The organism is Nocardioides terrae (assembly GCF_900112345.1).
GTDB classification, from domain to species: Bacteria; Actinomycetota; Actinomycetes; order Propionibacteriales; family Nocardioidaceae; genus Nocardioides; species Nocardioides terrae.
The window spans coordinates 333,825-357,368 of record NZ_FOLB01000002.1 but is presented as its reverse complement, the minus strand read 5'-3'; the positions used below and the strand labels follow the sequence as shown (position 1 = coordinate 357,368).

Annotated in this window: 21 protein-coding genes; 15 read left to right on the top strand and 6 right to left on the bottom strand. The window is 72.6% G+C overall.

Going from position 1 to position 23,544, the window contains the following annotated elements:
* The first annotated feature begins 40 nt into the window (after window positions 1-40).
* The 5 genes from recC (at window position 41) to BM236_RS04435 (ending at window position 9,449) form a co-directional block, all read left to right on the top strand.
* Complete coding sequence (recC, locus tag BM236_RS04455; protein WP_091120640.1) at window positions 41-3,415, top strand: exodeoxyribonuclease V subunit gamma; 3,375 nt, start codon at window positions 41-43, stop codon at window positions 3,413-3,415.
* A complete protein-coding gene (locus BM236_RS04450) occupies window positions 3,415-6,714 on the top strand; it encodes a UvrD-helicase domain-containing protein (RefSeq protein WP_091120639.1) in 3,300 nt (1,099 codons plus the stop codon). The genes recC and BM236_RS04450 overlap by 1 nt, the downstream gene beginning before the upstream one ends.
* Entirely contained in the window at window positions 6,711-8,519 is a 1,809-nt protein-coding gene (gene recD, locus BM236_RS04445; RefSeq protein ID WP_091120637.1) for an exodeoxyribonuclease V subunit alpha, read from the top strand. The genes BM236_RS04450 and recD overlap by 4 nt, the downstream gene beginning before the upstream one ends.
* A gap of 44 nt (window positions 8,520-8,563) precedes the next feature.
* The gene (locus BM236_RS04440; RefSeq protein WP_091120847.1) at window positions 8,564-8,746 is read left to right on the top strand and encodes a DUF1918 domain-containing protein; all 183 of its coding nucleotides are present in this window, start codon (window positions 8,564-8,566) and stop codon (window positions 8,744-8,746) included.
* Window positions 8,747-8,831: 85 nt separating this feature from the next.
* Entirely contained in the window at window positions 8,832-9,449 is a 618-nt protein-coding gene (locus BM236_RS04435) for an ACT domain-containing protein (RefSeq protein ID WP_091120635.1), read from the top strand.
* A gap of 18 nt (window positions 9,450-9,467) precedes the next feature.
* Here the strand turns inward: BM236_RS04435 and BM236_RS04430 are convergent, their stop codons facing one another.
* Window positions 9,468-9,932, bottom strand: a complete 465-nt coding sequence (locus BM236_RS04430) for a nitroreductase family deazaflavin-dependent oxidoreductase (RefSeq protein ID WP_091120633.1) — start codon at window positions 9,930-9,932, stop codon at window positions 9,468-9,470.
* 57 nt (window positions 9,933-9,989) lie between these two features.
* Between BM236_RS04430 and BM236_RS04425 the strand changes: the two genes are divergently transcribed.
* From BM236_RS04425 to BM236_RS04415, 3 genes are all read left to right on the top strand, one after another.
* Window positions 9,990-10,934 (top strand): 1,4-dihydroxy-2-naphthoyl-CoA synthase, encoded by a 945-nt coding sequence (locus BM236_RS04425; RefSeq protein ID WP_091120631.1) that lies wholly within the window; start codon window positions 9,990-9,992, stop codon window positions 10,932-10,934.
* Between the two features lie 85 nt (window positions 10,935-11,019).
* Window positions 11,020-11,805, top strand: a complete 786-nt coding sequence (locus BM236_RS04420) for an S-methyl-5'-thioadenosine phosphorylase (protein WP_091120844.1) — start codon at window positions 11,020-11,022, stop codon at window positions 11,803-11,805.
* On the top strand, window positions 11,802-12,839 hold the full coding sequence (locus BM236_RS04415) for an NAD-dependent epimerase/dehydratase family protein (protein ID WP_091120629.1): 1,038 nt from the start codon (window positions 11,802-11,804) through the stop codon (window positions 12,837-12,839). Before BM236_RS04420 ends, BM236_RS04415 begins: the two co-directional genes overlap by 4 nt.
* On the opposite strand, the gene BM236_RS04410 is transcribed toward BM236_RS04415, so the two are convergent.
* Complete coding sequence (locus tag BM236_RS04410; RefSeq protein WP_091120627.1) at window positions 12,840-14,174, bottom strand: hypothetical protein; 1,335 nt, start codon at window positions 14,172-14,174, stop codon at window positions 12,840-12,842.
* Between the two features lie 109 nt (window positions 14,175-14,283).
* Between BM236_RS04410 and BM236_RS04405 the strand changes: the two genes are divergently transcribed.
* From BM236_RS04405 to BM236_RS04375, 7 genes are read left to right on the top strand one after another with little or no spacing between them, the layout of a single operon-like run.
* Window positions 14,284-14,943, top strand: a complete 660-nt coding sequence (locus tag BM236_RS04405; RefSeq protein ID WP_091120625.1) for a glycosyltransferase family 2 protein — start codon at window positions 14,284-14,286, stop codon at window positions 14,941-14,943.
* Window positions 14,940-15,596 carry a TIGR04282 family arsenosugar biosynthesis glycosyltransferase gene (locus BM236_RS04400; RefSeq protein WP_091120623.1) on the top strand — a complete coding sequence of 219 codons (657 nt, stop codon included), beginning with the start codon at window positions 14,940-14,942 and terminating at the stop codon, window positions 15,594-15,596. The genes BM236_RS04405 and BM236_RS04400 overlap by 4 nt, the downstream gene beginning before the upstream one ends.
* Window positions 15,593-16,165, top strand: coding sequence for a methyltransferase domain-containing protein (locus BM236_RS04395; RefSeq protein WP_091120620.1), 573 nt, complete (start codon window positions 15,593-15,595; stop codon window positions 16,163-16,165). Before BM236_RS04400 ends, BM236_RS04395 begins: the two co-directional genes overlap by 4 nt.
* Window positions 16,162-17,313 (top strand): molybdopterin-dependent oxidoreductase, encoded by a 1,152-nt coding sequence (locus tag BM236_RS04390; protein WP_245750125.1) that lies wholly within the window; start codon window positions 16,162-16,164, stop codon window positions 17,311-17,313. Before BM236_RS04395 ends, BM236_RS04390 begins: the two co-directional genes overlap by 4 nt.
* Entirely contained in the window at window positions 17,310-17,714 is a 405-nt protein-coding gene (locus BM236_RS04385) for a hypothetical protein (RefSeq protein WP_091120617.1), read from the top strand. Before BM236_RS04390 ends, BM236_RS04385 begins: the two co-directional genes overlap by 4 nt.
* A gap of 2 nt (window positions 17,715-17,716) precedes the next feature.
* Window positions 17,717-18,394 (top strand): response regulator transcription factor, encoded by a 678-nt coding sequence (locus BM236_RS04380; protein WP_091120615.1) that lies wholly within the window; start codon window positions 17,717-17,719, stop codon window positions 18,392-18,394.
* Window positions 18,391-19,527 carry a sensor histidine kinase gene (locus tag BM236_RS04375; RefSeq protein ID WP_245750124.1) on the top strand — a complete coding sequence of 379 codons (1,137 nt, stop codon included), beginning with the start codon at window positions 18,391-18,393 and terminating at the stop codon, window positions 19,525-19,527. Before BM236_RS04380 ends, BM236_RS04375 begins: the two co-directional genes overlap by 4 nt.
* A gap of 1 nt (window position 19,528) precedes the next feature.
* Here BM236_RS04375 and BM236_RS04370 read toward each other — a convergent pair whose 3' ends face one another.
* The 4 genes from BM236_RS04370 to BM236_RS04355 form a co-directional block, all read right to left on the bottom strand.
* The gene (locus BM236_RS04370; RefSeq protein WP_091120613.1) at window positions 19,529-20,383 is read right to left on the bottom strand and encodes a carbohydrate ABC transporter permease; all 855 of its coding nucleotides are present in this window, start codon (window positions 20,381-20,383) and stop codon (window positions 19,529-19,531) included.
* The gene (locus tag BM236_RS04365) at window positions 20,380-21,339 is read right to left on the bottom strand and encodes a carbohydrate ABC transporter permease (protein ID WP_217645227.1); all 960 of its coding nucleotides are present in this window, start codon (window positions 21,337-21,339) and stop codon (window positions 20,380-20,382) included. The genes BM236_RS04370 and BM236_RS04365 overlap by 4 nt, the downstream gene beginning before the upstream one ends.
* A complete protein-coding gene (locus BM236_RS04360) occupies window positions 21,336-22,634 on the bottom strand; it encodes an ABC transporter substrate-binding protein (protein WP_091120611.1) in 1,299 nt (432 codons plus the stop codon). Before BM236_RS04360 ends, BM236_RS04365 begins: the two co-directional genes overlap by 4 nt.
* 106 nt (window positions 22,635-22,740) lie before the next feature.
* The gene (locus BM236_RS04355) at window positions 22,741-23,508 is read right to left on the bottom strand and encodes a DeoR/GlpR family DNA-binding transcription regulator (protein ID WP_091120609.1); all 768 of its coding nucleotides are present in this window, start codon (window positions 23,506-23,508) and stop codon (window positions 22,741-22,743) included.
* Window positions 23,509-23,544: the final 36 nt, after the last annotated feature.

Here is a 23,544-nt window from a genome sequence, read left to right as displayed (position 1 = left end):
AGCCACCGAGTGTCGGCGGGGCTCGGTAGGTTGCGACGCAATGGCGCTCCACCTGCACCGCGCACCGCGGACCGACCAGCTCGCCGACGCCCTCGGCGAGCTGCTGGCGGTGCCACCGGACGACCCCTTCGCGACCGACGTCGTCGTGGTGCCCGCCAAGGGCGTGGAGCGGTGGCTCTCCCAGCGCCTCTCCCACCGACTCGGCGCCGCGCCCGGCCGCGGTGACGGTGTCTGTGCCGGCGTCGACTTCCGCTCGCCGTGGTCACTGTTCGCAGAGGTCAGCGGCACCCGTGAGGAGGACCCGTGGGCGCCTGACGTCCTGGTCTGGCCCCTGCTCGCGGCGATCGACGAGTGCCTCGACGAGCCGTGGGCGGCCACCCTGGCCCGTCACGTCGGCCACGGTCTCGACGGCGAGGAGGGCGACCTGCGCCGCGGACGGCGGTTCTCGGTGGCCCGCCGCCTCGCCCGACTCTTCTCGTCCTACGCCGTCCAGCGGCCCGGCGTCGTCGCCGACTGGGCAGCCGGGCGCGACACCGACGGCTGCGGCCGGCCGGTCCCTGATGACCTCGCCTGGCAGCCACCGCTCTGGCGGCGCCTGGCCGAGCGCGTCGACGCGCGGGCCCCGCACGAGCGGCAGGTGGAGACGCTCGACCGGCTGCGCACCGATCCCGCCGGTTTCGACCTGCCGGACCGGCTCTCCCTCTTCGGCCACACCCGCCTGCCCTGCACCGAGGTCGCGCTCCTCGGTGCAGTCGCCGAGCACCGCGACGTGCACCTGTGGTCGCCGCACCCCTCCGACGCGCTCTGGCAGGCGCTGCGGCCGCTGGCCACCGCGGGGGCGGTGCCCCGCGATGACGACCGGTCCCACGACCTCGTCGGGCACCCGCTGCTCGCGACCCTCGGCCGCGACGTGCGCGAGCTGCAGCGGACCCTGGGCGCCGTCGCGTTCGCCGACGAGGCGGTGCCCGCCGAGCCGCCGACCCCGGACGGCCTGCTCGGGTGGCTGCAGGCCGACCTGCGGGCCAACGCCATCGACCTGGCTGCCAGCCGCATCCTTCGCGCTGACGACCGCAGCGTGCAGGTGCACGCCTGCCACGGTCCGGCCCGGCAGGTCGAGGTCCTGCGCGAGGTGCTGCTCGGCCTGCTGGCCGACGACCCGACCCTCGAGCCGCGCGACGTGCTGGTGATGTGCCCCGACGTCGAGACCTACGCGCCGCTGATCGCCGCCGGCTTCGGGCTGGCCGAGGTCGTCGGTGACGATGGTCACCCCGCCCACCGGCTGCGGGTCCGGCTCGCCGACCGCGCGCTCGACAGCACCAACCCCCTGCTCGCCGTCGGCGCGCGGCTGCTCGACCTGGCCGGCGGGCGCGCTGGCGTGGGCGAGGTCCTCGACCTGGCCCACAGCGAGCCGGTGCGTCGTCGCTTCGGCTTCCGTGACGACGACCTCGACCAGCTCGCCGACTGGGCCCGGGAGGCGGGCATCCGCTGGGCGTTCGACGCGGAGCATCGTGCGGACTTCGGGCTGCAGGACTACGTCGCCAACACCTGGGAGTTCGGCCTCGACCGGTTGCTGTCGGGGGTTGCGATGTCCGACGACGCGCAGGCGTGGCTCGACCGGACCCTCCCCCTCGATGACGTCGGCAGCGGCGACATCGAGCTGGTCGGACGCCTCAGCGAGTTCGTCGAGCGTCTGCGCGAGGTCACCGACCGCCTCGTCGGCGCGCGCCCGCTCGAGGAGTGGCTCGACGCGCTGGAGGAGGGTGTGGCGGCGCTGACCAGCGTGTCGCTCGGAGACTCCTGGCAGAGCGGCCAGGTCTCCCGGGAGCTGGGTCGGGTGCGCCAGGCCTCGAGCAGTACGCCGGTCGGGGAGCTGCGGCTGCCCGACGTGCGCGCGATGCTCGCCGACCGGCTGGCGGGTCGCCCCACCCGCGCCAACTTCCGCACGGGCACGCTGACGGTCTGCACGATGGTGCCGATGCGCTCGGTGCCCCACCGCGTCGTCGCGCTGCTCGGCCTCGACGACGGCGTCTTCCCGCGGGTCGGCTCCGTCGACGGCGACGACCTGCTGGCCCGCACGCCGCTCACCGGAGAGCGGGACGCCCGGACCGAGGACCGCCAGCTCTTCCTCGACGCGATCACGGCCGCGACCGAGACGCTGGTCGTGACCTACACCGGAGCCAACGAGTTCTCCGGGCAGCGCCGCCCGCCCGCCGTACCCCTCGGCGAGCTGCTCGACGCGCTCGACCTCACCGCGACCACGGCCGACGGAGGCCGGGTCTCGGAGACCGTGACGGTGCGCCACCCGCTGCAGCCGTTCGACCTGCGCAACCTCGAGCCGGGCGCCCTCGTCCCGGGGGCGCCGTTCAGCTTCGACCGGGCCGCCCTGGCGGGTGCGCGCGCCGCGCTCGGCGAGCGCACGCCCGCACCACCTTTGCTGGTCGGCCCGCTGCCGCCACCGCCGACCGCCGACGGCGCCTCGCCTGACGTCTCGCTCGACGACCTGCTCGAGTTCTACAAGAGCCCCGTGAAGGGCTTCTTCCGGCAGCGCCTCGACCTGGCCCTGCCGCACGACGACCGGCCCCTCGACGACGGTCTGCCCGTGGAGATCGACAGCCTGGAGCAGTGGGCGGTCGGTGACCGTGTGCTCCACGACCTGCTCCGCGGACTTCCTTCCGACCAGGTGCGCCAGCAGGAGTGGCGTCGCGCGCAGCTGCCCCCGGGCCAGCTGGGCTGGCGGCTGCTCTCCGAGATCATCAGCAGGGCCGAGCCGCTCGCCCGCGAGGCGCTCGCCCTGCGCACCCGGCCGGCCACGTCCGTCGACGTGGACGTCGACCTCGGCGACGGACGGCGGCTGCGCGGCACCGTCCCGGAAATCTACGGCGACCGGCTGGTGCCCGTCTCCTACAGCCGTCTCGGGGCCACCCACCGGCTGCAGTCCTGGATCCGGCTGCTCGCCCTCGCCGCCTCAGACGAGGACTGCGCCTGGACCGCGTTCACGCTCGGCCGGCCCACCAACAGCCGGTCGCGCTCGGCCCACTCGCTCTCCCAGCTCGGGCCGCTCGACCACACCGCGCGTGCCGCGCTGCTCGACCTCGTCGCCCTGCGCGAGCGCGGCCTGACCGCGCCGTTGCCGCTGCCGCTCAAGTCGTCGTTCGCCTACGCCCGGCAGCGGCGGACCGGCGCCACCGTCGACGAGGCGCTGCGCAAGGTCGGCTGGGACTGGGACGATGGGCGCTTCCCGGGGGAGCAGTCCGACCCCGAGCAGGTGCGCGCATGGGGTGTGGGGGCCGGCGTCCCGGGCCTCGCCGAGTCGCCGGACGACGGTGAGGGACACCCGGGCGAGAGCACCCGCTTCGGGGCGCTGGCGATGCGGCTGTGGAGCCCGCTGCTGGTCGCCGAGCAGGGGAGCTTCTGATGACGGGCCGGATCGGATCCTTCGACGTCTGCGGTCCGCTGCCGACGGGGACCACGCTGCTCGAGGCGAGCGCGGGGACGGGCAAGACGTTCACGGTGGGCGCGCTCGTGACCCGCTACGTCGCCGAAGGCGTCGCCGACCTCGACGAGCTGCTGGTCATCACGTTCGGGCGCGCGGCGAGCCAGGAGCTGCGGGAGCGGGTGCGCGGCCAGCTGGTCCAGGCCCAGCGGGCGCTGGCCGACCCCTCGACCGCCGACCCGGCCAACACCCTTCTCACCCACCTGCTCCGCGAGGGCGCCGACCGGGTGGCGATGCACCGTCGCCTCACCGACGCGCTGGCCGCCTTCGACTCGGCGACGATCGCGACGACCCACCAGTTCTGCCGGATCGTGCTCCGCTCGCTGGGCGTCGCGGGTGACACCGACGCGGGTGCCGAGCTCGTCGAGTCCCTCGACGAGCTCGTGGTCGAGGTGGTCGACGACGTCTACCTCGCGACCTACGGCGGCGACCGGAACCCGCCGCCGTTCGACCGTGACACCGCGCTCGCCCTGGCGCGCACCGCGATCGAGGACCCGCAGGCCGAGCTGGCCGCGGCCGACCCGGAGGACCTGCGCGGCACCGCCCGGACCGCCTTCGCCGCCGCCGTGCGTGCGCAGGTCGAGCGTCGCAAGCGTCGGCTGGGCGTTCTCTCCTACGACGACCTGCTCAGCCGGCTGGCGACCGCGCTGGAGGACGACGACGCACCGGCCCGTGCGCGGATGCGCCAGCGGTGGCGGATCGTGCTCGTCGACGAGTTCCAGGACACCGACCCGGTGCAGTGGCAGGTCCTCGACCGGGCCTTCAGCGGCCACGCCACCGTGGTCCTGATCGGCGACCCGAAGCAGGCCATCTACGGCTTCCGCGGCGGTGACGTGGTCACCTACCTCGATGCGGCGCGCACCGCAGCCGACCGGGCGACGCTCGGCACCAACTGGCGCACCGACGAGGCGCTCCTCCGACGACTCCAGGTCACCCTCGAGGGCGCCGCGCTGGGCGACCCGGCGATCGTGGTGCACCCGGTGCAGGCGCACCACGGCGCCACCCGCCTGGCCGGCGTGCCACACCCCGCCCCCTTCCGGCTGCGGCAGGTCCGGCGCGACGGCTTCCGCCTGACGAGAGCCGGGCTGATGTCGGCGAAGGACGCCCGCAGCTTCGTCGCCGACGACTGCGCCGGCGACATCGCCCTGCTGCTCGCGTCCGGTGCCACCTGGTGCGGCGAGCCGGTTCGCGCCGGCCAGGTCGCCGTCATCGTCGCCACCCGTGCCGAGGGCCAGCTCGTCCAGCGGGTGCTGGCCGCCCGAGGGATCCCCGCCGTCATGTCCGGCGGCGGCGACGTCTTCCAGACCCCCGCCGGCGACGCCTGGCTGACGCTGCTCGAGGCGTTGGAGTCCCCTCACCGGTCCGGCCTGGTCCGCGCCGCGGCGCTCACCTGCTTCTTCGGCCGCACCGCCGCCGAGATCGACGAGGGCGGCGAGGACCTGACCGCCGAGATCGCCGACCGGCTCCGGGGCTGGGCGCTGCTGCTCCGGGGCCGTGGCGTCGCTGCGCTGGTCGAGGCGGCCGAGGAGCGCGACCTGACCAGCCGGGTGCTCGCCGAGGAGGGCGGCGAGCGGCTGCTGACCGACGTCCGGCACCTCGGCCAGCTGCTCCACGAGGTCTCCCTGCGCGACGGCCTCGGCCTGACCGCCCTGCTCGGCTGGTTCCGGGACGAGCGCCGGCGTACGGCGGCCAACGAGCGCCCGCGTCGCCTCGACTCCGACGCTGCGGCGGTCCAGATCGTCACCGTGCACGGCAGCAAGGGGCTGGAGTACCCGATCGTCTACCTGCCCTTCGGCTACCAGTACTTCTCCTTCGACGTCTCCGTCGCACGCTTCCACGACGACGGCCGGCGCACCCTCGACGTCGCGGGCAGCGGAAGTCGCTGGCCCGACCACGTCGCCCAGCACCAGACGGAGGAGCTCGGCGAGGAGCTGCGCGAGCTCTACGTCGCCCTCACCCGCGCCCAGTCGCAGGTCGTCGCGTGGTGGGCGCCGACGACCAACACGCCCACGGGCGCGCTGCACCGGCTGCTCTTCGGCCGCCGGCCGGGCGACCCGGAGGTGCCCGACCGCGTCGACGTCCGCGACGACGATGACGCCGCCCGCGTCCTGGGTCTCATCGAGGGCCTCGGCGGTCCGGCCCACGAGCTCGCCGAGGTCGCGCCGCCCGTTCCGGCCCCGGAACCCAAGCCGATCGGCACGCTCGCCGCCCGTCACTTCGACAGGCCGGTCGACACTGCCTGGCGCCGCACGTCCTACTCCGGCCTCATCCGGATCGAGGAGTCCGCGCCGGTCGACCATGTCGGCTCCGAGCCCGAGGTGGGCGCCAAGGAGGACGACGAGGTGGCGGAGGCGGCGCCGTCGCTGGTCGAGGAGGTTGCACAGCAACCGTCTCGAGACCTCCTCTCCCCGATGGCCGGCCTCCCGGCCGGCGCGACCTTCGGGTCGCTCGTCCACGCCGTCCTCGAGCACGCCGACCCCGAGGCGCCGGACCTCCGCGAGGAGCTGCGCGGGCACGTGGCCGAGCAGCTGCGCTGGTGGCCCGTCGAAGGGACGGTCGACGAGCTCGCCGACGGCCTGCTCCCGCTCAACCACACGCCGCTCGGGCCGCTGGCCGACGGGCTGACGCTGTCGCAGGTCCCGCTGCGCGACCGGCTCCGCGAGCTCGACTTCGAGTTCCCGCTCGCGGGCGGCGACCTGGGCGGGTCCGGCACCGAGGTGCTGCTGCGCGACCTGGCCGGCCTGATGCGCGAGCACCTGCCGGCCGACGACCCGCTCCGGCCCTACGCCGACCGGCTCGACGGCTCCGGCTCGTGGGGCCGGACGCTCGGCGACCAGGCCCTGCGGGGCTACCTCTCCGGGTCGGTCGACGTCGTGCTCAGGCTGCCGTCGGGGCGGTTCGTCGTCGTCGACTACAAGACCAACCTGCTCGGTGAGCAGACGGCGGCGGACTACGCGCCGGACCGGCTCGCCGCGGCGATGCTGCACTCGCACTACCCGCTGCAGGCGATGCTCTACGCCGTCGTCGTCCACCGGTTCCTGCGCTGGCGCCTGCCCGCCTACGACCCGGCGACCCACCTCGGCGGGGTGCTCTACCTCTACGTCCGCGGGATGCTCGGACCCGACACCCCGCTCCTCGACGGGCACCCGACCGGGGTGTTCGCCTGGCAGCCGCCGGCGTCGCTCGTCGTCGCCCTGTCCGAGAGGCTGGACGGCCGATGATCGAGCGGTGGGAGTCCGACGACCCGCGCGACGCCCGGCTGGCCCTGGGCGCGACCGGGCTGCTGCGTGACTTCAACCGAGCCGGGGCGCTGACCGCCGCCGACGTGCACGTCGCCACCCGGACGGCGGAGCTCGTCGGAGAGTCCGCGGACGACGTACGCCTCGCCGTCGCGCTCGCCGTCCGCGCCGCCCGGCTCGGCTCGGTCTGCGTCGACCTCTCCGCCCTTCCGGCCCAGGACGCCACGCTGCCCTGGCCGACCGTGGACGGCTGGCTCGACCGCGTCTCCGCCAGCCCCCTCGTGGCCGGGTCGGTGGTCCAGGTCGACCGTGGACTCCTCTACCTCGACCGCTACCACCGCGAGGAGGGTCAGGTCCGCGACGACCTGCTCGCCCGGCTCGCGGCCGCCCCGCCGGCGATCGACGACCCGGCACTGGCGGAGGCGGCCGAGCGGCTCTTCCCGGGTGAGGGGTACGCCGAGCAGCGGGCCGCCGCGCTCGCGGCGGCGCGCCAGTGGACGACCGTCCTGACCGGCGGCCCCGGCACCGGCAAGACCACGACCGTCGCGGGCCTGCTGGCTCTCGTCGCCGGGCAGAGCGATCGACCGTTGCGCATCGCGCTGACCGCGCCGACCGGCAAGGCGGCGGCGCGGCTGCAGGAGGCGGTCGAGGACGCGCAACGGGCGGACCGTTTCAGCGACGACGACCGGCAGCGACTCGGCCGGCCGCAGGCGAGCACGCTGCACCGCCTGCTCGGCTGGCGGCCCGGCTCCTCGACACGCTTCAAGCACCACCGCGGCAACAAGCTGCCGCACGACGTCATCGTGGTCGACGAGACCTCCATGGTCTCGCTCACGATGATGGCGAGGCTGATCGAGGCGGTGCGGCCCGACGCCCGGCTCGTCCTCGTCGGCGACCCCGACCAGCTCGCCTCGGTCGAGGCGGGCGCCCTCCTCTCCGACCTCGTGACGGGCCTCGCCGTGCGGGCGCCGGCCACCGTGGCCGGGCTGCAGACGACACACCGGTTCGGCGAGGCGATCGGGGGGCTGGCCGCCGCGCTGCGCGACGAGGACGCCGACCTCGTCCTCGGCCTCCTCACCGCGGGCGACCCCGCCCTGGAGCTCGTCGACCCCGGCGACGCCGACGCGATGGCAGCCCTGCAGGCCGACCTCACCCACCACGCGACGACAGTGCGCGACGCCGCACTCACCGGTGACGCGGCGGGCGCGGTCGCCGCGGCCGACGCCCACCGCCTGCTCTGCGCCCACCGCGAAGGGCCGTGGGGCGCCGCGCACTGGAACCGCCAGGTCGAGCGCTGGCTGGGCGAGGCCACCGGCGTCCGGGTCGGCGCAGCCTGGGGCCAGGAGTGGTACGCCGGACGGCCGATCCTCATCACCGCCAACGACTACGGCCTCGACGTCTTCAACGGCGACACGGGTGTCACCGTCCAGACCGGCGAGACGCTGACCGCGTTCGTCCCGGGCGCGCAGCTCAGGACCTTCGCGCCGTCCCGGCTCGGTGACGTCGAGACCCTCCACGCGATGACCGTGCACAAGAGCCAGGGCAGCCAGGCGCGCGTCGTGACCGTGCTGCTGCCGCCGGAGGACTCGCCGCTGCTGACCCTGGAGCTGTTCTACACCGCCGTCACCCGAGCGCAGGAGCGCGTCCGGGTGGTCGGCACGCCCGCGTCGGTGCGTGCCGCGATCGGCCGTCGGGCGCTGCGCGCGACCGGTCTGCGGCAGAGGCTCGCCGACGGCTCTCCGAGCGTCCCGCCGGCCGGGTCAGAGCCCCTGGACGCCACCCCCTGAGGCGGCGCAGAGTGGAGACGTCCGCGCGAGACGAGGAGGACGCCATGCACGCGAACGTGGGTGACCACCTGTTGATCGAGGGCCACACCGTCGGTGAGGGCCGCCGCGAGGGTGAGGTGATGGAGGTGCGGGGCGAGCACGGCGAGCCGCCCTACGTGGTGCGCTGGACCGACGGCCACGAGGGGCTGGTCTATCCCGGCCCGGACGCGCACATCGTGGGCTCCTAGCGTCGACACCGCCGCCCTGGCCGGTGCTCCGCTCACGACACGACGGCGAAGTGTCCCCGCAACGATCGCCCGCTAGTGTCTTCGGGTGCCTTACCTTCTGCGTGTCGAGCTGCCCGACGTCCCGGGGTCCCTGGGTCGCCTCGCCAGTGCGATCGGTGAGGCCGGTGGAGACATCGAGGCGATCGAGATCGTCGAGAAGACCCATAGCGGCCACGCGGTCGACGACGTCCTCCTAGAGACGGCGCCGGGCACGATGCCCGACTCCATCGTGTCGGCGTGCAACGCGCTCGACGGGGTGCGGGTCATCTGGATCGGCCGCTACGCCGCAGGCGGCAACCTCTTCCTCGACCTCGAGGCGGTCGAGGACCTCACCGAGGTTCCGGACGAGGCGCTCACCCGTCTGGTCGAGGTGCTGCCGCAGACCTTCCGGGCCGACTGGGCGGTGCGCATCCACCGGGTCAACGGCCTGATCGCGGCGACCGAGTCGGCGCCGACCGACCTCCCGTTCACCGACATCGAGCACGCCTGCCGCCTCGACGTGGAGGGCGAGGACCCCGACGACGAGAGCCTGTACGCCGGCGCGCGGATCGACGGCAACGAGATCGTTGTGATGGGTCGGCGCGGAGGCCCGGAGTTCCTCGACTCCGAGCTCGCCCGGCTCGGTCACCTGGTCAGCCTCGCCGCCTCCATCGCCCGGCCCTGACGGCCGGGCCGGCGAACGTCAGTCGACCGGCTCGAGCACGAAGAGCGGGATCGTCCGACCGGCGGCCTCGGCCTTGGGCTTGTAGTCGGCGTACGGCTCGTAGACCTCGACCGCGCGCTGCCACCACTCGTCGTACTCGGCCTGGTCCTCGATCAGCCGGGCCCGGTAGAGCGCGGGCTCCGGACCGTCCTGGAGCTGGACGACGGGGTTGACCAGGAAGTTGCGGTACCAGACGGGGTGCTCCGGCGCGCCGCCCTTGGAGGCGACGGCGAGGTAGGCGCCGTCGTGCTCGACGCGCATCACGGGGTTCTTGCGAAGCTTGCCGGACTTGGCGCCGACCGAGGTGATGACGACGACCGGCCAGTCCTTGCGGCCGCGGAGGTACCAGCCCTCCTTGCCGCCCGTCGACTCGTAGAGCTCGACGTTGTCGCGGACCCACTGCTGCGTGCTGGGCTGGTACTCGCCTTCGAGAAGATCGGTCATACCTGTTTCAGTGCCCGATCCGGCCAGCATATTCCGTCGGGGATAGCCTCACAGCCCATGAGCGCCATCGAGGGAGTCTCCGAGATCTTCGACCCGGCCGACTGGGATTCCGTCCCGGGCTTCGACGACCTCACCGATCTCACCTACCACCGCGCGAAGGAGCACGGCACGGTCCGGATCGCGTTCGACCGGCCCGACGTCCTCAACGCCTTCCGGCCGCACACGGTCGACGAGCTGCTGCGCACGCTCGAGCACGCGCGCACGTCCGCCGATGTCGGGTGCGTCATCCTCACCGGCAACGGCCCGAGCGCGAAGAACGGCAAGTGGGCGTTCTGCACCGGCGGCGACCAGCGGATCCGCGGCCGGGCCGGCTACCAGTACGAGGACAAGACGATCGGTGCCGGCGACACCGGGGCCGAGGAGCCGTCGGTCATCGACAAGGCCAGGCTCGCCCGGCTGCACATCCTCGAGTGCCAGCGGCTGATCCGCTTCATGCCGAAGGTCGTCGTCTGCGTCGTACCGGGCTGGGCGGCCGGCGGCGGGCACAGCCTGCACGTCGTCTGCGACCTCACCCTCGCCTCCCGCGAGCACGCGCGCTTCAAGCAGACCGACGCCGACGTCGGCTCCTTCGACGGCGGCTACGGCTCGGCCTACCTCGCCCGCCAGGTCGGCCAGAAGTTCGCCCGCGAGATCTTCTTCCTCGCCGAGGAGTACGACGCCGAGACGATGCACCGCATGGGCGCCGTCAACCGCGTGGTCGACCACGCGCAGCTCGAGAAGGTCGCGCTGGAGTGGGGCCGCGCGATCAACGGCAAGAGCCCGACCGCCCAGCGCATGCTGAAGTACTCCTTCAACCTGCTCGACGACGGCCTGGTCGGCCAGCAGCTCTTCGCTGGCGAGACCACCCGGCTGGCCTACATGACCGACGAGGCCCAGGAGGGGCGGGACCAGTTCCTGGAGAAGCGGGAGCCGGACTGGAGTCCATACCCCTGGTACTACTGACCGGGAGTGCTCTCGCGCCGCCGTGGCGTGACCTTGAGACGCGTCCCTGCGACGTGGCCGTGTGCCCTGCTGAGAGGGTGTGCTCATGAGCATCGCGGACGTGGCGGTCATCGGCGGCACGGGGTTCTACTCCTTCCTCGCGGACTACGACGAGCGCACGGTGGACACCCCGTACGGCGCTCCTTCGGCGCCGATCGCTGTCGGTGAGGTCGGCGGCCGCCGGGTCGCGTTCCTGCCGCGCCACGGACGCCAGCACGAGTTCCCGCCCCATGCGATCCCCTATCGGGCCAACCTGTGGGCACTGCGTTCGCTGGGCGTGCGTCAGGTCCTCGCTCCATGCGCTGTCGGTGGTCTGGGCGACACCGTCGCGCCCGGCGACGTCGTCGTCCCCGACCAGCTGGTCGACCGCACTTACCGCCGCACCCCGTCCTATGTCGAGCAGGGCGCGATCCACCTGCCGTTCTCCGATCCCTACTGCGCGGGGGTCTCGGCCGCCGTCGCGGCGGGCGAGGACGTGAAGGCGGGAGGCGCCATGGTCGTCATCGAGGGTCCGCGGTTCTCGACGCGGGCGGAGTCGCGGCACTTTGCCGGCGAGGGCTGGTCGCTCATCAACATGACCGGAGCACCCGAAGCAGCGCTCGCCCGGGAGATGCGCATGTGCTACGCCGCGATCGCGCTCGTGACGGACATGGACGCCGGCGCCGAGGCCGGCGACGGGGTGAGCCAGGAGGAGGTCTTCCAGCTCTTCCGAGCCAACCTCGACAGGCTCTCCGGCCTGCTCTCCCGTGCGATCTCCCGACTGCCCGACCCGGACGGCTGCGCCTGCTCGACCTGGGCCGACGGCATCGCCCTCACCTACGAGGTGCCGTGAGGGTCCTGCTGACCGGCTCGGCCGGCTTCATCGGTACGGCGATCGGCCGAGCACTCGAGGCGGCGGGCCACGCCGTCGTCCGGGTCGATCTCATGCTGCCGCAGGCGCACGGTGCGACGAAGGCGCCCGAGGGGACCCATCGTCTCGACGTGCGTGAGGCAGGCGGGTGGGTTGCTGTGCTGGACGGCGTCGACGCGGTGTGCCACCAGGCCGCGGTCGTCGGCGCCGGCGCACGTGTCGCGGACCTGCCCGACTACGCCTCACACAACGACCTGGGTACGGCGGCCCTGCTGGCCGCCATGCACGAGGCGGGCGTCCACCGGCTCGTGCTCGCCTCCTCGATGGTCGTCTACGGCGAGGGCCGCTATGCGTGCGCCTCCCACGGCGAGCAGGTCCCGCCTGCGCGCGACCGCGCCGACCTCGATGCCGGCAACTTCGACAACCACTGCCCGCACTGCGGCGACCAGCTCGCCTGGACGCTGGTGGAGGAGTCGGCACGACTGGATCCTCGGTCGTCCTACGCCGCGAGCAAGGTCGCGCAGGAGCACTACGCGTCCGCGTGGGTCCGCCAGGCCGACGCCGCAGCCGTGGCGCTGCGCTACCACAACGTCTACGGCCCGGGCATGCCTCGCGACACGCCCTACTCGGGAGTCGCGGCGATGTTCCGCTCCTCCCTCGAGCGCGGGCAGCGACCGCAGGTCTTCGAGGACGGCGGACAGATGCGCGACTTCGTGCACGTCGACGACGTCGCGCGGGCCAACCTCGCGGCGCTGGAGGCGGTCGCGACGCGGGAGCGCGGCGGGTTCGAGGCCTTCAACGTCTGCTCCGGCCGGCCGGTCAGCATCCTCGACGTCGCGCGGCTCGTCGGCTCCGGGACCGGCCTCGACCCCGAGGTGACCGGCGGCTACCGCCTCGGCGACGTCCGCCACGTCGTGGCCTCGCCCGAGCGCGCCCGGGTGGCCCTCGGGTTCACGGCGCAGATCGCGCCCGAGGTCGGGCTGCCGGCGTTCGCGACCGCGCCCCTGCGGGACTGATCACCAGGTCGTGTAGAGGAGCTGCTGGACCAGCAGCGCCCAGACGGCCTGCGCGAGCAGGCCCCAGTGCCGCCAGCGCTCGGGCAGCAGGACGATCGACAGGGTCAGCCACGGCACGAACGGCAGCCAGATCCGTTCCACCTCCGCCCTGCTCATCTGGGACAGGTCGGCGAGGAGCACGCAGGCGGCCGCGGCCGCGACGAGCAGTACGACGACCCGGTCGGCGCGTCGCGGGACCACGCAGGCCTGCACGAGCCCGACGCCCACCAGCGGCCCGGCGCAGACCAGGAGCGCTGCCAGGTTGCCCCACATCCAGTAGGAGCCGGGTCGGTCGGCGGCGATCCCGTCCCAGTAGCGCCGCTGCAGCACCGGATAGGCCTCCCACCAGGCGAAGCCGGCAGCCGCGAACCGGAGGACCACGAGGAGCGCAGCCGCCGCTGCGACCAGGAACGGGCGCCAGGACCGCGCCGCCGCCAGGATCGCGATCGCGACGAGCCCGACCAGGGGCAAGCCGTAGGACATCATCACCGCGGCTCCGAGGAGCAGGCCGGCGAGGACCGCCCAGGCGAGCACGCGACGCCGCGTCGTCGCCGTCGCGCTGAGCGCGAGGCAGGCCAGTCCCCAAGCGACGACGGCGGCGAACACGGCGTCCGCGGAGACCGCCATGAACACGGCGGCCGGGGTGAGGACCAGGAACGGGACGGCCGTACGGGCGGCCCGCTCGGCGCCGAGGGCACGGAGGGTGACGACCACGGCGGGTGCGGTCGTCGCCGCCACCAGGGTCACCACGAGGCCCGCCGCGAACGACCCGCCCAGCCCGACCCGGACCAGGCCGACGAAGAGGAGCAGGGCGAGCGGCGGGTGGCCGGCCGGGTGCGTGGGCCACGCGTCCGAGGCGTCGATCGGGATGCGGTCGACGTAGCTGTGCAGCAGGCCTGAGACGTCGGTGACCGCCCTGGCCGAGCGCAGGTACTCGTAGTGATCGCCTAGCGCGCGAGAGATCCCGGCGCTGCCGTCCACGAACGCCAGGGCCAACAGCCAGGCCACACCTCCGACGTAGCAAGCGGCGAGCAGGCCGCGCCAGGACAGCCGGTGAGCCAGGCTCGCACCGGACCGGACGCCGAGGACGGCGAGGAGCAACGCCGGTAACGTCCCCGGGCCCCACCAGTGGGGCTGCCACAGACCGTGCAGCGGCGGGATCTCCCTCGGCGAGGCGCTACGGGGCGCGCGTGGCCACACCTCCCAGCCGAGCACCCGGGGAACGGCGAACGCAAGGGCGATCAGCACGACCACTCCGGCGAGGCCCCACCACGCGGCGCGGTCCCGGCTCTGCATGCCACGACCCTAGGGCGCTCGCCGCCCGGTCCGAGCGATCCGGCGGAACGTCACCGACCTGTAAGAACCGGCGCGCCTCGACGGGTGTCGCGGCACCTAGCGTCGAACCATGGAGCCCGTCTGCGACCTCGTCCTGCCCTGCCGCGACGAGGCTGCCGCGCTGCGGCGCCTGCTCCCGCAGGTGCCGCCCGAGTTCGCTGTCATCGTCGCCGACAACGGCTCCACCGACGACACCGCGACGACCGCACGCCGGCTCGGCGCCCACGTCGTCACCGAGCCGCGCCCCGGCTACGGGTCCGCCGTGCACGCCGGGCTGCTGGCCGCCACGCGGCCCTACGTGGCGTTCATGGACGGCGACGACTCCTTCGACCCCGCCGACCTGCTGCCGCTGCTCGCTGAGGTCCGGCACGGCCGCTCCGACCTCGCGCTCGGCCGGCGTCGGCCGGTCGGGCGTGGCGTGTGGCCGTGGCACGCACGAGCCGGCAACGCGCTCATCCTCTGCTGGCTGCGACGTCGCATCGGACTGGCCGTCCACGACATCGCCCCCGTCCGGATCTGTCGCCGTGACGCGCTCCTCGACCTCGACGTCGCCGATCGTCGGTTCGGGTATCCGGTCGAGCTCTTGCAGAAGGCGACACTCGCCGGCTGGCGGATCAGCGAGCACGACGTGGCGTACCGCGCGCGGGCCGTCGGTACCCGGTCGAAGGTCTCGGGCTCGGTGGTCGGCACCGTCCGTGCGGCACGCGACTTCTGGGGGGTCCTCGCATGACGGCGCCGCGCGCGCTCGTCCTCGCGAAGGCAACGGTCCCGGGGCGGGTCAAGACCCGGCTCGCGGTCGACATCGGCGACGCTGCCGCGGCCGCCGTCGCGGCGGCTTCTCTCCTGGACACCGTGACGGCCTGCAGTCAGGCCTTCGGGTCGGACGCGTGTCATCTGGCGCTGCACGGCGACCCGGCCGACGGCGTCCGCGGGGACGAGCTGGCGCGCGCCACCGCCGGCTGGACCACCACCCGTCAGCGCGGGGCGGGGTTCGCCGAGCGACTGGTCAACGCGCACCTCGATCTCCCGGGCGACGGTGCGGTCCTCCAGGTCGGCATGGACACCCCGCAGCTGACACCGGAGCTCCTGGGGGATGTCGCCGAGCAGCTCGATCGTCACGGGGCGGTCCTGGGCCCGGCCGAGGACGGCGGCTGGTGGATCCTCGCGCTTCGAAGCGCACGCGACGCGCGGGCGCTCAGCGGCGTCCCGATGTCCACCACGACCACGTACCAGCGCACCCGGGCGGCGCTCGTGGACGCGGGCCTGCAGGTCGGTGTGGCGGTGACGCTGCGCGACGTCGACGATCTCGCCGACGCCCGCGCGGTCGTCACCGGACTGACGGACGGCCACTTCCCCAGGGCCTGGCGGGAGGTCGCACCATGAGCCTGCGCCCGCCCCATGCCCACCTCCGGCTCGAGGGTTGGGACCGTCCGGCCGACCCCGAGGACCACGCCCTCCTCGCGCTCTGCGTCGGGCCGACGCTCGACGTCGGTTGCGGCCCCGGACGTCTCACCGAGGCATTGGCCGAACGGGGCCACGTCGTGCTCGGCATCGACGTCATCCGCGGCGCCGTCGGCAGGACCCGCGGGCGTGGAGGTGCCGCGCTCCGGCGCGACGTCTTCGAGCCCATCCCCGGCGAGGGACGCTGGGAGACGGCGCTGCTCGCTGACGGCAACATCGGCATCGGCGGTGACCCGGCCGCCCTGCTGACGCGACTGCGAGAGGTGCTCGACCCCCGTGGCCGCATCGTCGCCGAGGTCGCCCCGCCCGGGACCACCCACCACGACGGCTCGGCCACGCTGCACTGGCAGGCCCAGCAGCACGTGATCCGCTGGTCGGTGGTGGGCATCGACGCGGTCGAGGCGCTCGCCGGCCGGATCGGCCTGGCCATCGTCGACCGGATCCACGTCGGCGCGCGCTGGGCGGTCGTCCTGGAGGGGGCGGTCACGTGAAGCTGCCCGCCGAGTCGGACTTCACCTCGCGCCTGCGGAGCGCAGCGGTCACCGCCCGGGTCGGGCTGTGGCTCGGTATGTGCTTCCTGATCTGCTTCGTCACCGGTCTGATCAGCCACTACGCCCAGAACGCCGACCACCCGCTGCCGTTCCCGGCCAGCCCGGTCTGGGGTTACCGCGTCACCCAGGGCCTGCACGTGAGCACGGGATCAGCGGCCGTCCCCCTCCTGCTCGTCAAGCTCTGGACGGTCTACCCGCGGCTGTTCCGGCGGCCGGAGCGGAGGCTCCGGCCGCTGCTGCTGGACGCCCTCGAGCGCGGGTCGATCCTCGTGCTGGTCGCGGCCGCCGTCTTCCAGCTCGCGACCGGGCTGGCGAACGCCGCACAGTGGTACCCCTGGACCTTCTCCTTCCGCTCCGCGCACTACGCCGTGTCCTGGCTCGCCGTGGGCGCTCTGCTGGTGCACGTCGCGGTCAAGCTGCCGGTGATCCGTGACGTCCTGGGAGTCGACGTCGAGGCCACCGACCACGACCGGCCGTCCGCGACCGAGCCGGGGGCTCTCACGCGCCGCGGTCTGCTGAGGGCGACCTGGGTGGGCTCGATCGGGGCCGTCGTCGTGACCGCCGGGAGCACCGTCCCGCTGCTTCGCCGCGTTTCGGTCCTCGGCGTCCGCTCCGGGTCCGGTCCCGGTGGCGTCCCGATCAACAAGTCGGCCGCAGCCGCGCGCGTCGTCGCAGCCGCCACCCACCCCGACTACCGGCTCGTCCTCGTCAACGGACGGCGCACGAAGGCCATCACCCGCGCGGACCTGCTCACACTGCCGCAGCACGTCGAGGAGCTGCCCATCGCCTGCGTCGAGGGATGGAGCGCGTCGGGTCGCTGGGGCGGGGTGCGGGTGCGGGACCTCCTCGACCTGGTCGGCGTACCCGCCGGCACCGATGTGCTCGTCACCTCGCTGCAGGGCACAGGTCCCTACCGGACGACCGTGCTGCACGGGAACTTCGCCGACGACCCGCGCACCCTGCTCGCGCTCTCGCTGGACGGCGAGCCGCTGTCGCTGGACCACGGCTTCCCCGCACGGGTGGTCGCGCCCGACCGCCCGGGCGTGCTGCAGACCAAGTGGGTCAGCCGGATCGAGGTGCGCACGTGAGCACGACCCGATGGTGCCTCGGGCTCCTCGGCACGGCCCTCGCGTTCTACGGCGGCTGGCTGCTACTCACCCGCGGGCACGACCTCGGCAACGCACTCGTGTGGCTGGCCGCCGGCGTCGTCCTGCACGACGGCGTGCTCGCGCTCGTCACGGTGGCGGTCGGCCTGGCGGCGTCACGGCTGCTTCCGGGTCCGGCCCGCGCGCCCGTCGCCGCCGGACTCGTGGTCCTCGGATCGGTGACGCTGCTCGCCATCCCGGTCCTCGGGCGGTTCGGGGCCCGCGCCGACAACCCGACCCTGCTCGACCGGGACTACGTGGCGGGTTACCTGGGCCTCGTCGCGCTCACGGCCGCGGTCGTCGGCCTCGCCACGCTCGTAGGCTCACGACGAAGGCGGAGGTGAGAATGGCCCGGGTTCTCGTGGTCGACGACGACCGCACGGTGCGCGAGGTCGTGGTCTCCTACCTGCGCGCCCACCAGCACGACGTGGTGGATGTGGACAACGGCGAGGCCGCGCTCCGGGCGGTGCGCGACGCGCCGGTGGATCTGGTCGTGCTGGACCTGATGCTGCCCGGCATCGACGGTCTCGAGGTCTGTCGTCGGATCCGGGAGGTCGCCGACACCCCCGTCGTGATGCTGACCGCGCTCGGGGAGGAGACCGACCGGGTGATGGGGCTCGAGGTCGGTGCCGACGACTACGTCACCAAGCCGTTCAGCCCGCGCGAGCTCGCGCTCCGCGTCGACTCCGTCCTGCGTCGCTCGGGCGCGCCGCCGGCGAACCGCCGCATCGTCGACCGCGATCTCGTCGTCGACGAGGCCGCTCGGACGGCGTACCGAGGCGGCGAACCGCTGGCCCTGACGGTGCGCGAGTTCGACCTGCTCCGTTTCCTGCTGGCCCGTCCGGACATCGCCTTTTCGCGCGACGACCTGCTGCGGCAGGTGTGGGGCTGGTCGATCGGCGACCAGTCGACCGTGACCGTGCACGTCCGCCGGCTGCGCGAGAAGGTGGAGCCCGACCCGACCAGGCCCGAGCGGCTGTTGACCGTGTGGGGCGTCGGCTACCTCTGGAAGGGGGGATCGTGACCAGCGACCAGGTGCAGATCGTCACGATGGCCGCCGCTGCTGCGGTCGCCGTCGGAGCCGTCGGACTGCTCGCCGCGTGGCTGCTGCGCCACCGCTCCATCCGCTGGCAGCTGGGCATCGTCGTGGTCGTCACCATCGGTGCCGTGCTGGGCGGCGTCCTCGGGGTGTCCCACAAGATGTTCATCTCCCACCACGACTGGGAGGTGGTCAGTCTCGTCGCCGTCGTGGCCGGCGGCGTCGCTCTCGTGGTGGCACTCGCGCTCGGCGCCGCCATCTCCCAGTGGTCGGAGGCGTTGCGTCGGGGCGCCCGCGCGCTCGACGCCCACGGGTCCTACGTGGCCGATCCGCGCGGTCCGAGCGAGCTGCAGGCCCTGTCGGAGGAGCTGGCCCGGACGAGTGAACGACTCGAGCAGGCGAGGATCCGCGAGGCGCGGCTGGAGGGCTCCAGGCGCGAGCTCGTCTCGTGGGTCTCCCACGACCTCCGCACGCCGCTCGCCGGCATGCGAGCCATGACCGAGGCGCTCGAGGACGGCATCGCCACCGACCCGGCCCGCTACCACCGGCAGATCCGGACCGAGGTGGACCGCATGGTCAGGATGGTCGACGACCTCTTCGAGCTCTCGCGCATCCACGCGGGCGTCGTCCAGATCCGACCGGAGGCGGTGATGCTCGGTGACCTGGTCAGCGAGGCGATCGCCGCCGCGGACCCTGTCGCCCGCGCCTGCGGTGTGAGGCTGGACGGTCGGGTGGAAGAGGGCGTCGAGGTCACCGGCGACGCCGGAGGACTCGCCCGCGTCACCACCAACCTGATCATGAACGCGATCCGGCACACACCTGCCGACGGATCGGTCGAGGTGCTGGGCCGTTCGACGCCGAGCGGCATCGAGCTCGCCGTCCGCGACGAGTGCGGCGGACTGTCAGCGGACCCGATCGCCCGGGTCTTCGACGTCGGGTGGCGCGACCAGGCGGCGGCGCACGTGCACGCGGTCGGCGATGACCTCCGCGGGGCCGGGCTCGGACTGGCCATCGTCAAGGGGATCGTCGAGGCCCACCAGGGCGACGTACGCGTCGAGAACGTCGGGGCTCCCGTTCCGTCCGGCTGCCGGTTCATGGTGCGCCTGCCCGCACGCTGAGCTACTCCTTGGTGCTGCCCAGCGTCAGGCCGGCGATGAAGTGCCGCTGCAGCACCAGGTAGACGACGAGCGTCGGCGCGGCGACGATCAGGGCCCCGGCGGCGAGCAGGTTGTTGTCGACGGCGTACTGGCCCTTGAGGTCGTTCAGGGCGGTCGTGATCGGATACTTGTCGCCCGTCGAGATCAGTGCGAGCGCCCAGAAGAAGTCGTTGTAGATCCAGATGGTGAGCAGCGTCGCCATCGCGGCGAGCGCGGGTCGGCACAGCGGCAGGGTGATCCGCCAGTACTGCGTCCAGATGCCGGCCCCGTCGACGATGGCGGCCTCCTGGATCGAGGCCGGCACGGTCTTCATGAAGTTGGCCAGCACGAAGACGCAGAACCCCAGCTGGAAGGCGACGTTGATGACGACGAGCCCGAACGTCGAGTCGTAGAGCTTCCCGGAGTCGGCGAGCCAGGTCGGCAGGCCGACGGAGTTGTAGATCTTGAAGAGCGGCGCGAGGAAGACCTGCTGGGGCAGGAGGTTGCCGGCCGTGAAGACCAGCAGCAGGGGCAGCGTCCACCGGTACCGCAGCCGGGCGATGACGAAGGCCAGGGCCGACGACAGCAGCAGCGTGAGCACGACGGCCGGGATCGTGATCCACAGCGAGTTGACGAAGTAGTGCAGCACGCTGCCCTGGGTCCAGGCGTCGCGGAAGTTCTGCAGGGTGAGCGACCGCGGCCAGGAGACGTAGCCGTACTTGTTGGTCTCCTCCAGTGGCCGGAAGGCGAGGTACACCGACCAGAGGACCGGGAGGATCCAGAGGGCCGCCACGAGGATCAGGAAGACCTCGGAGATGATCGAGCGTCGCGGCGTCACGACTCGTCCTCCTTCCGGAACTGCTGCACGAGGAAGGCCACGATCGGGACCAGCGAGATCAGCAGCAGCACCACGCCGAGCGCCGAGCCGTAGCCGATCCGGTTGCCGGGACCGGTGATCTGCTGGGTGATCATCGCCGAGATCAGCTGCAGCCCGATGCCGCCCTGGTTGGTGATGTAGACCAGGTCGAAGGCGCGCAGCGACTCGATGACGGTGACGACCAGGATGACGACGTTGACCGGGCGCAGCACCGGGAAGACGACGTACCGGAACGTCTGCCAGCCGTTGGCCCCGTCGAGGGCCGCCGACTCCTTCAGCGCCAGATCGACGGCCTTGAGCCCCGACAGGTAGAGGATCATCACGTAGCCCGCCTGCCGCCAGGTCGCCTCGACCAGGACGGCCCAGAGGTTGATCGAGGGGTCGCCCAGGAAGTCGACGCCGCCTCCGTCGCCGTGCCCGAGCAGCGTGTTGAGCAGACCGCCGTTGGTCGTGTAGATGACCTGCCAGATGATGCCGATGAGGGCCAGCGACAGCATGACGGGCAGGAAGATCACGCTCTGGTAGATCCGGCTGCCCTGCAGACCGCGGTCGAGCAGGACCGCGAAGAGCATGCCGAGCGGGGTGGCGATGAGGATGAAGACGCCCAGCCAGATCGCGTTGTGCCGCACCGCGGGCCAGAACGACGGGTCGACCTCGGCGAGGGTGTGGTAGTTCTTCGTCCCCACCCAGTGGATCGGGGCCGCGCCGGTGGCGTCGGTGAAGGACAGCACGATGGTGGCCAGGGCGGGCCCCCAGATGAAGACCAGGTCGACCACCAGCGGGATGGCCACCATCGCCGTCACGACGGCGATGTCGCGCCGGCTCAGCCGGACAGGACCGCGGCGGCGCCGGGAGGGCGCCGCCGGGGTCGCTGCTTCGTCGGTCCTGGGGTCGCGCAGCCGTGTCAAAGCGCTCACACGAAGATCGTCTTCGCCTGGTCCTCCAGCGACTTGGCCGCGGCCGCGCTGTCCTTGTCGTTGATGAACTGCTGCAAGGCGTTCTGAACCACGGGGTAGGCGAAGTCCGGCCTGGTGTCGCGGTCGAGGAACTGGGCGATGTTCTTGGTCTTGGAGATGATGTCGGCCGAGTCCTTCTGCAGCTGGTTGTAGCTGCTCTGGTCGTAGTCGCTCGCGGTGCCGACGTCGGTCGGGTCCGAGGCGAGGTACGCCGCCTCGGCCTTCGCCGTGCCGAGGTACTCGAGGAACTTGGTCGCGCCGGCCTTGTTCTTCGGCTTCTTCGACATCATGAACCCGTCGATGGGCGCGTCGATGCCGCTGTCGATCGGGTAGGCGCTGTCGATCTCCGGGAACGGGAAGAACTGCAGGTCGGCGAGGTTCTCCTTGGAGAACTGCTGCCCCACCTGGCCGGCGCCCTGGAACATCATCCCGGCCTTCTTGTTCTGGAGGTCTTGGGCGCCCTCCTCCCACGTCAGGCCGTTGGGCCCGCTGCTGTAGTAGGGGAACAGCTCCTTCCAGGTATCGAAGACCTTGACCACCTTGGGGTCGGTCCACGACTCGTCGTGGGCCATCAGGTCGACGTGAAACTGGTAGCCGTTGATCCTCATGTTGAGGATGTCGAAGGTGCCCATCGCGGGCCAGCCGTCCTTGTCGGCGAAGGAGATCGGCGTCAGGCCGTCGGACTTCATCTTCTGGCAGAGCGCCATCAGGTCGTCCCACGTGGCCGGGACCGAGTAGCCGTGCTCGTCGAACACGCTCTGGCGGTAGTTCATCACCCACGGGTAGTTGTAGAGCGGCACGAAGTAGTAGTGGCCGTCGTCCGCCTTCGCGGCGTTCTTGATCGAGTCGGGGAAGCTGTCGCCGATCTTGTCCCAGACGTCGTCGATCGGGGAGGCCAGGCCCTGGGCCGCGAAGAACTTCATGCGGTAGCCGGCGAACCAGGAGAAGACGTCGTCCGGGGTGCCCTGGAGGTAGGTCTGGATCTTGTTCTGGAAGGTGTTGTGGTCGACGGTGTTCACCTTGGCGGACAGGCCGGAGGACTTGTTGAAGTCGGCCACCACCGCTGCGAACGCCGACTTCACGCCGGCGTCGGAGTAGTTGGAGCCGATCGATACGGTCTTCCCCCCGCCGCCCGAGGAGGAGTCGCTGCTGCCGCAACCGGCCAGCGCGCCGGCGCTGCCGCCGAGTGCGAGTGCGGCGAGACTCCCCTGCAGGAGTGATCGGCGGGTGAACGCGAGCTCTGGTGCTGACGGCATTGGCAAGCCTCCCTGGTCGAACAGAGTCGAACGAAACCGCTCATAAAGTCCCAGGAAGTCAAGCGTGTGGCCTGCGTCACTGTCAATGCCCAATCCGGGGCCCTCGTCAGGCGCCGGCGACGACCACCGAGTCGACGTGCTCGCGCAGCTCGGCGACCGCGCGGCGAGGCAGCGCCGAGTCCGTGACGAAGGTGCCGGCCAGCGACAGGGGGCCGATGTCTGCGAAGCCCACGACGCCCCACTTGGAGCTGTCCGCCACGACGACCACCTCGCGCGCCGCGGCGATGAGCGCCTTGTTGGTCATCGCCTCGGCGAGGTTGGGAGTCGTCAGGCCTTCGTGGAGGTCGGCGCCGTGGACTCCGAGGAAGAGCTGGTCGACGTGCAGGCCGGCGATCGTACGGTCGGCGATCGGACCGACGAGCGCGTCGCTCGGAGTCCGGACGCCTCCGGTGAGGATGACGGTGGCCTGCGGGTTCTCACTCGTCACGGCGTCCGCCACGCTCGGCGAGTTGGTCACCACGGTGAGATCGGCGACGTGGGCCACGAGCCGCGCCATCGCCCAGGTCGTCGTGCCGGCGCTGAGGGCGATCGCGGAGCCGGGCCGGACCATGGCGGTCGCCGCGGCGGCGATCGCCTGCTTGGCCGGCCCGGCGAGCTGGCTCTTCGCGGCGAACCCCGGCTCGAAGATCGCCGAGCCGCCGAGCACGGCACCACCGTGCACCTTCTCGGCGAGACCGTCGGTGCTGAGCTGCTCCAGGTCGCGGCGGATGGTCATCTCGGAGACGCCGAGCAGGTCGGTGAGGTCTGCGACCTTCACCGCCCCGGTGCGACGCAGCTCAGACAGGATCGCGCGTCGGCGCTGCTCCGCCAGCATCCCGTTGCCTCCAGCTCCGCCGTTTCGTCGTGTTCG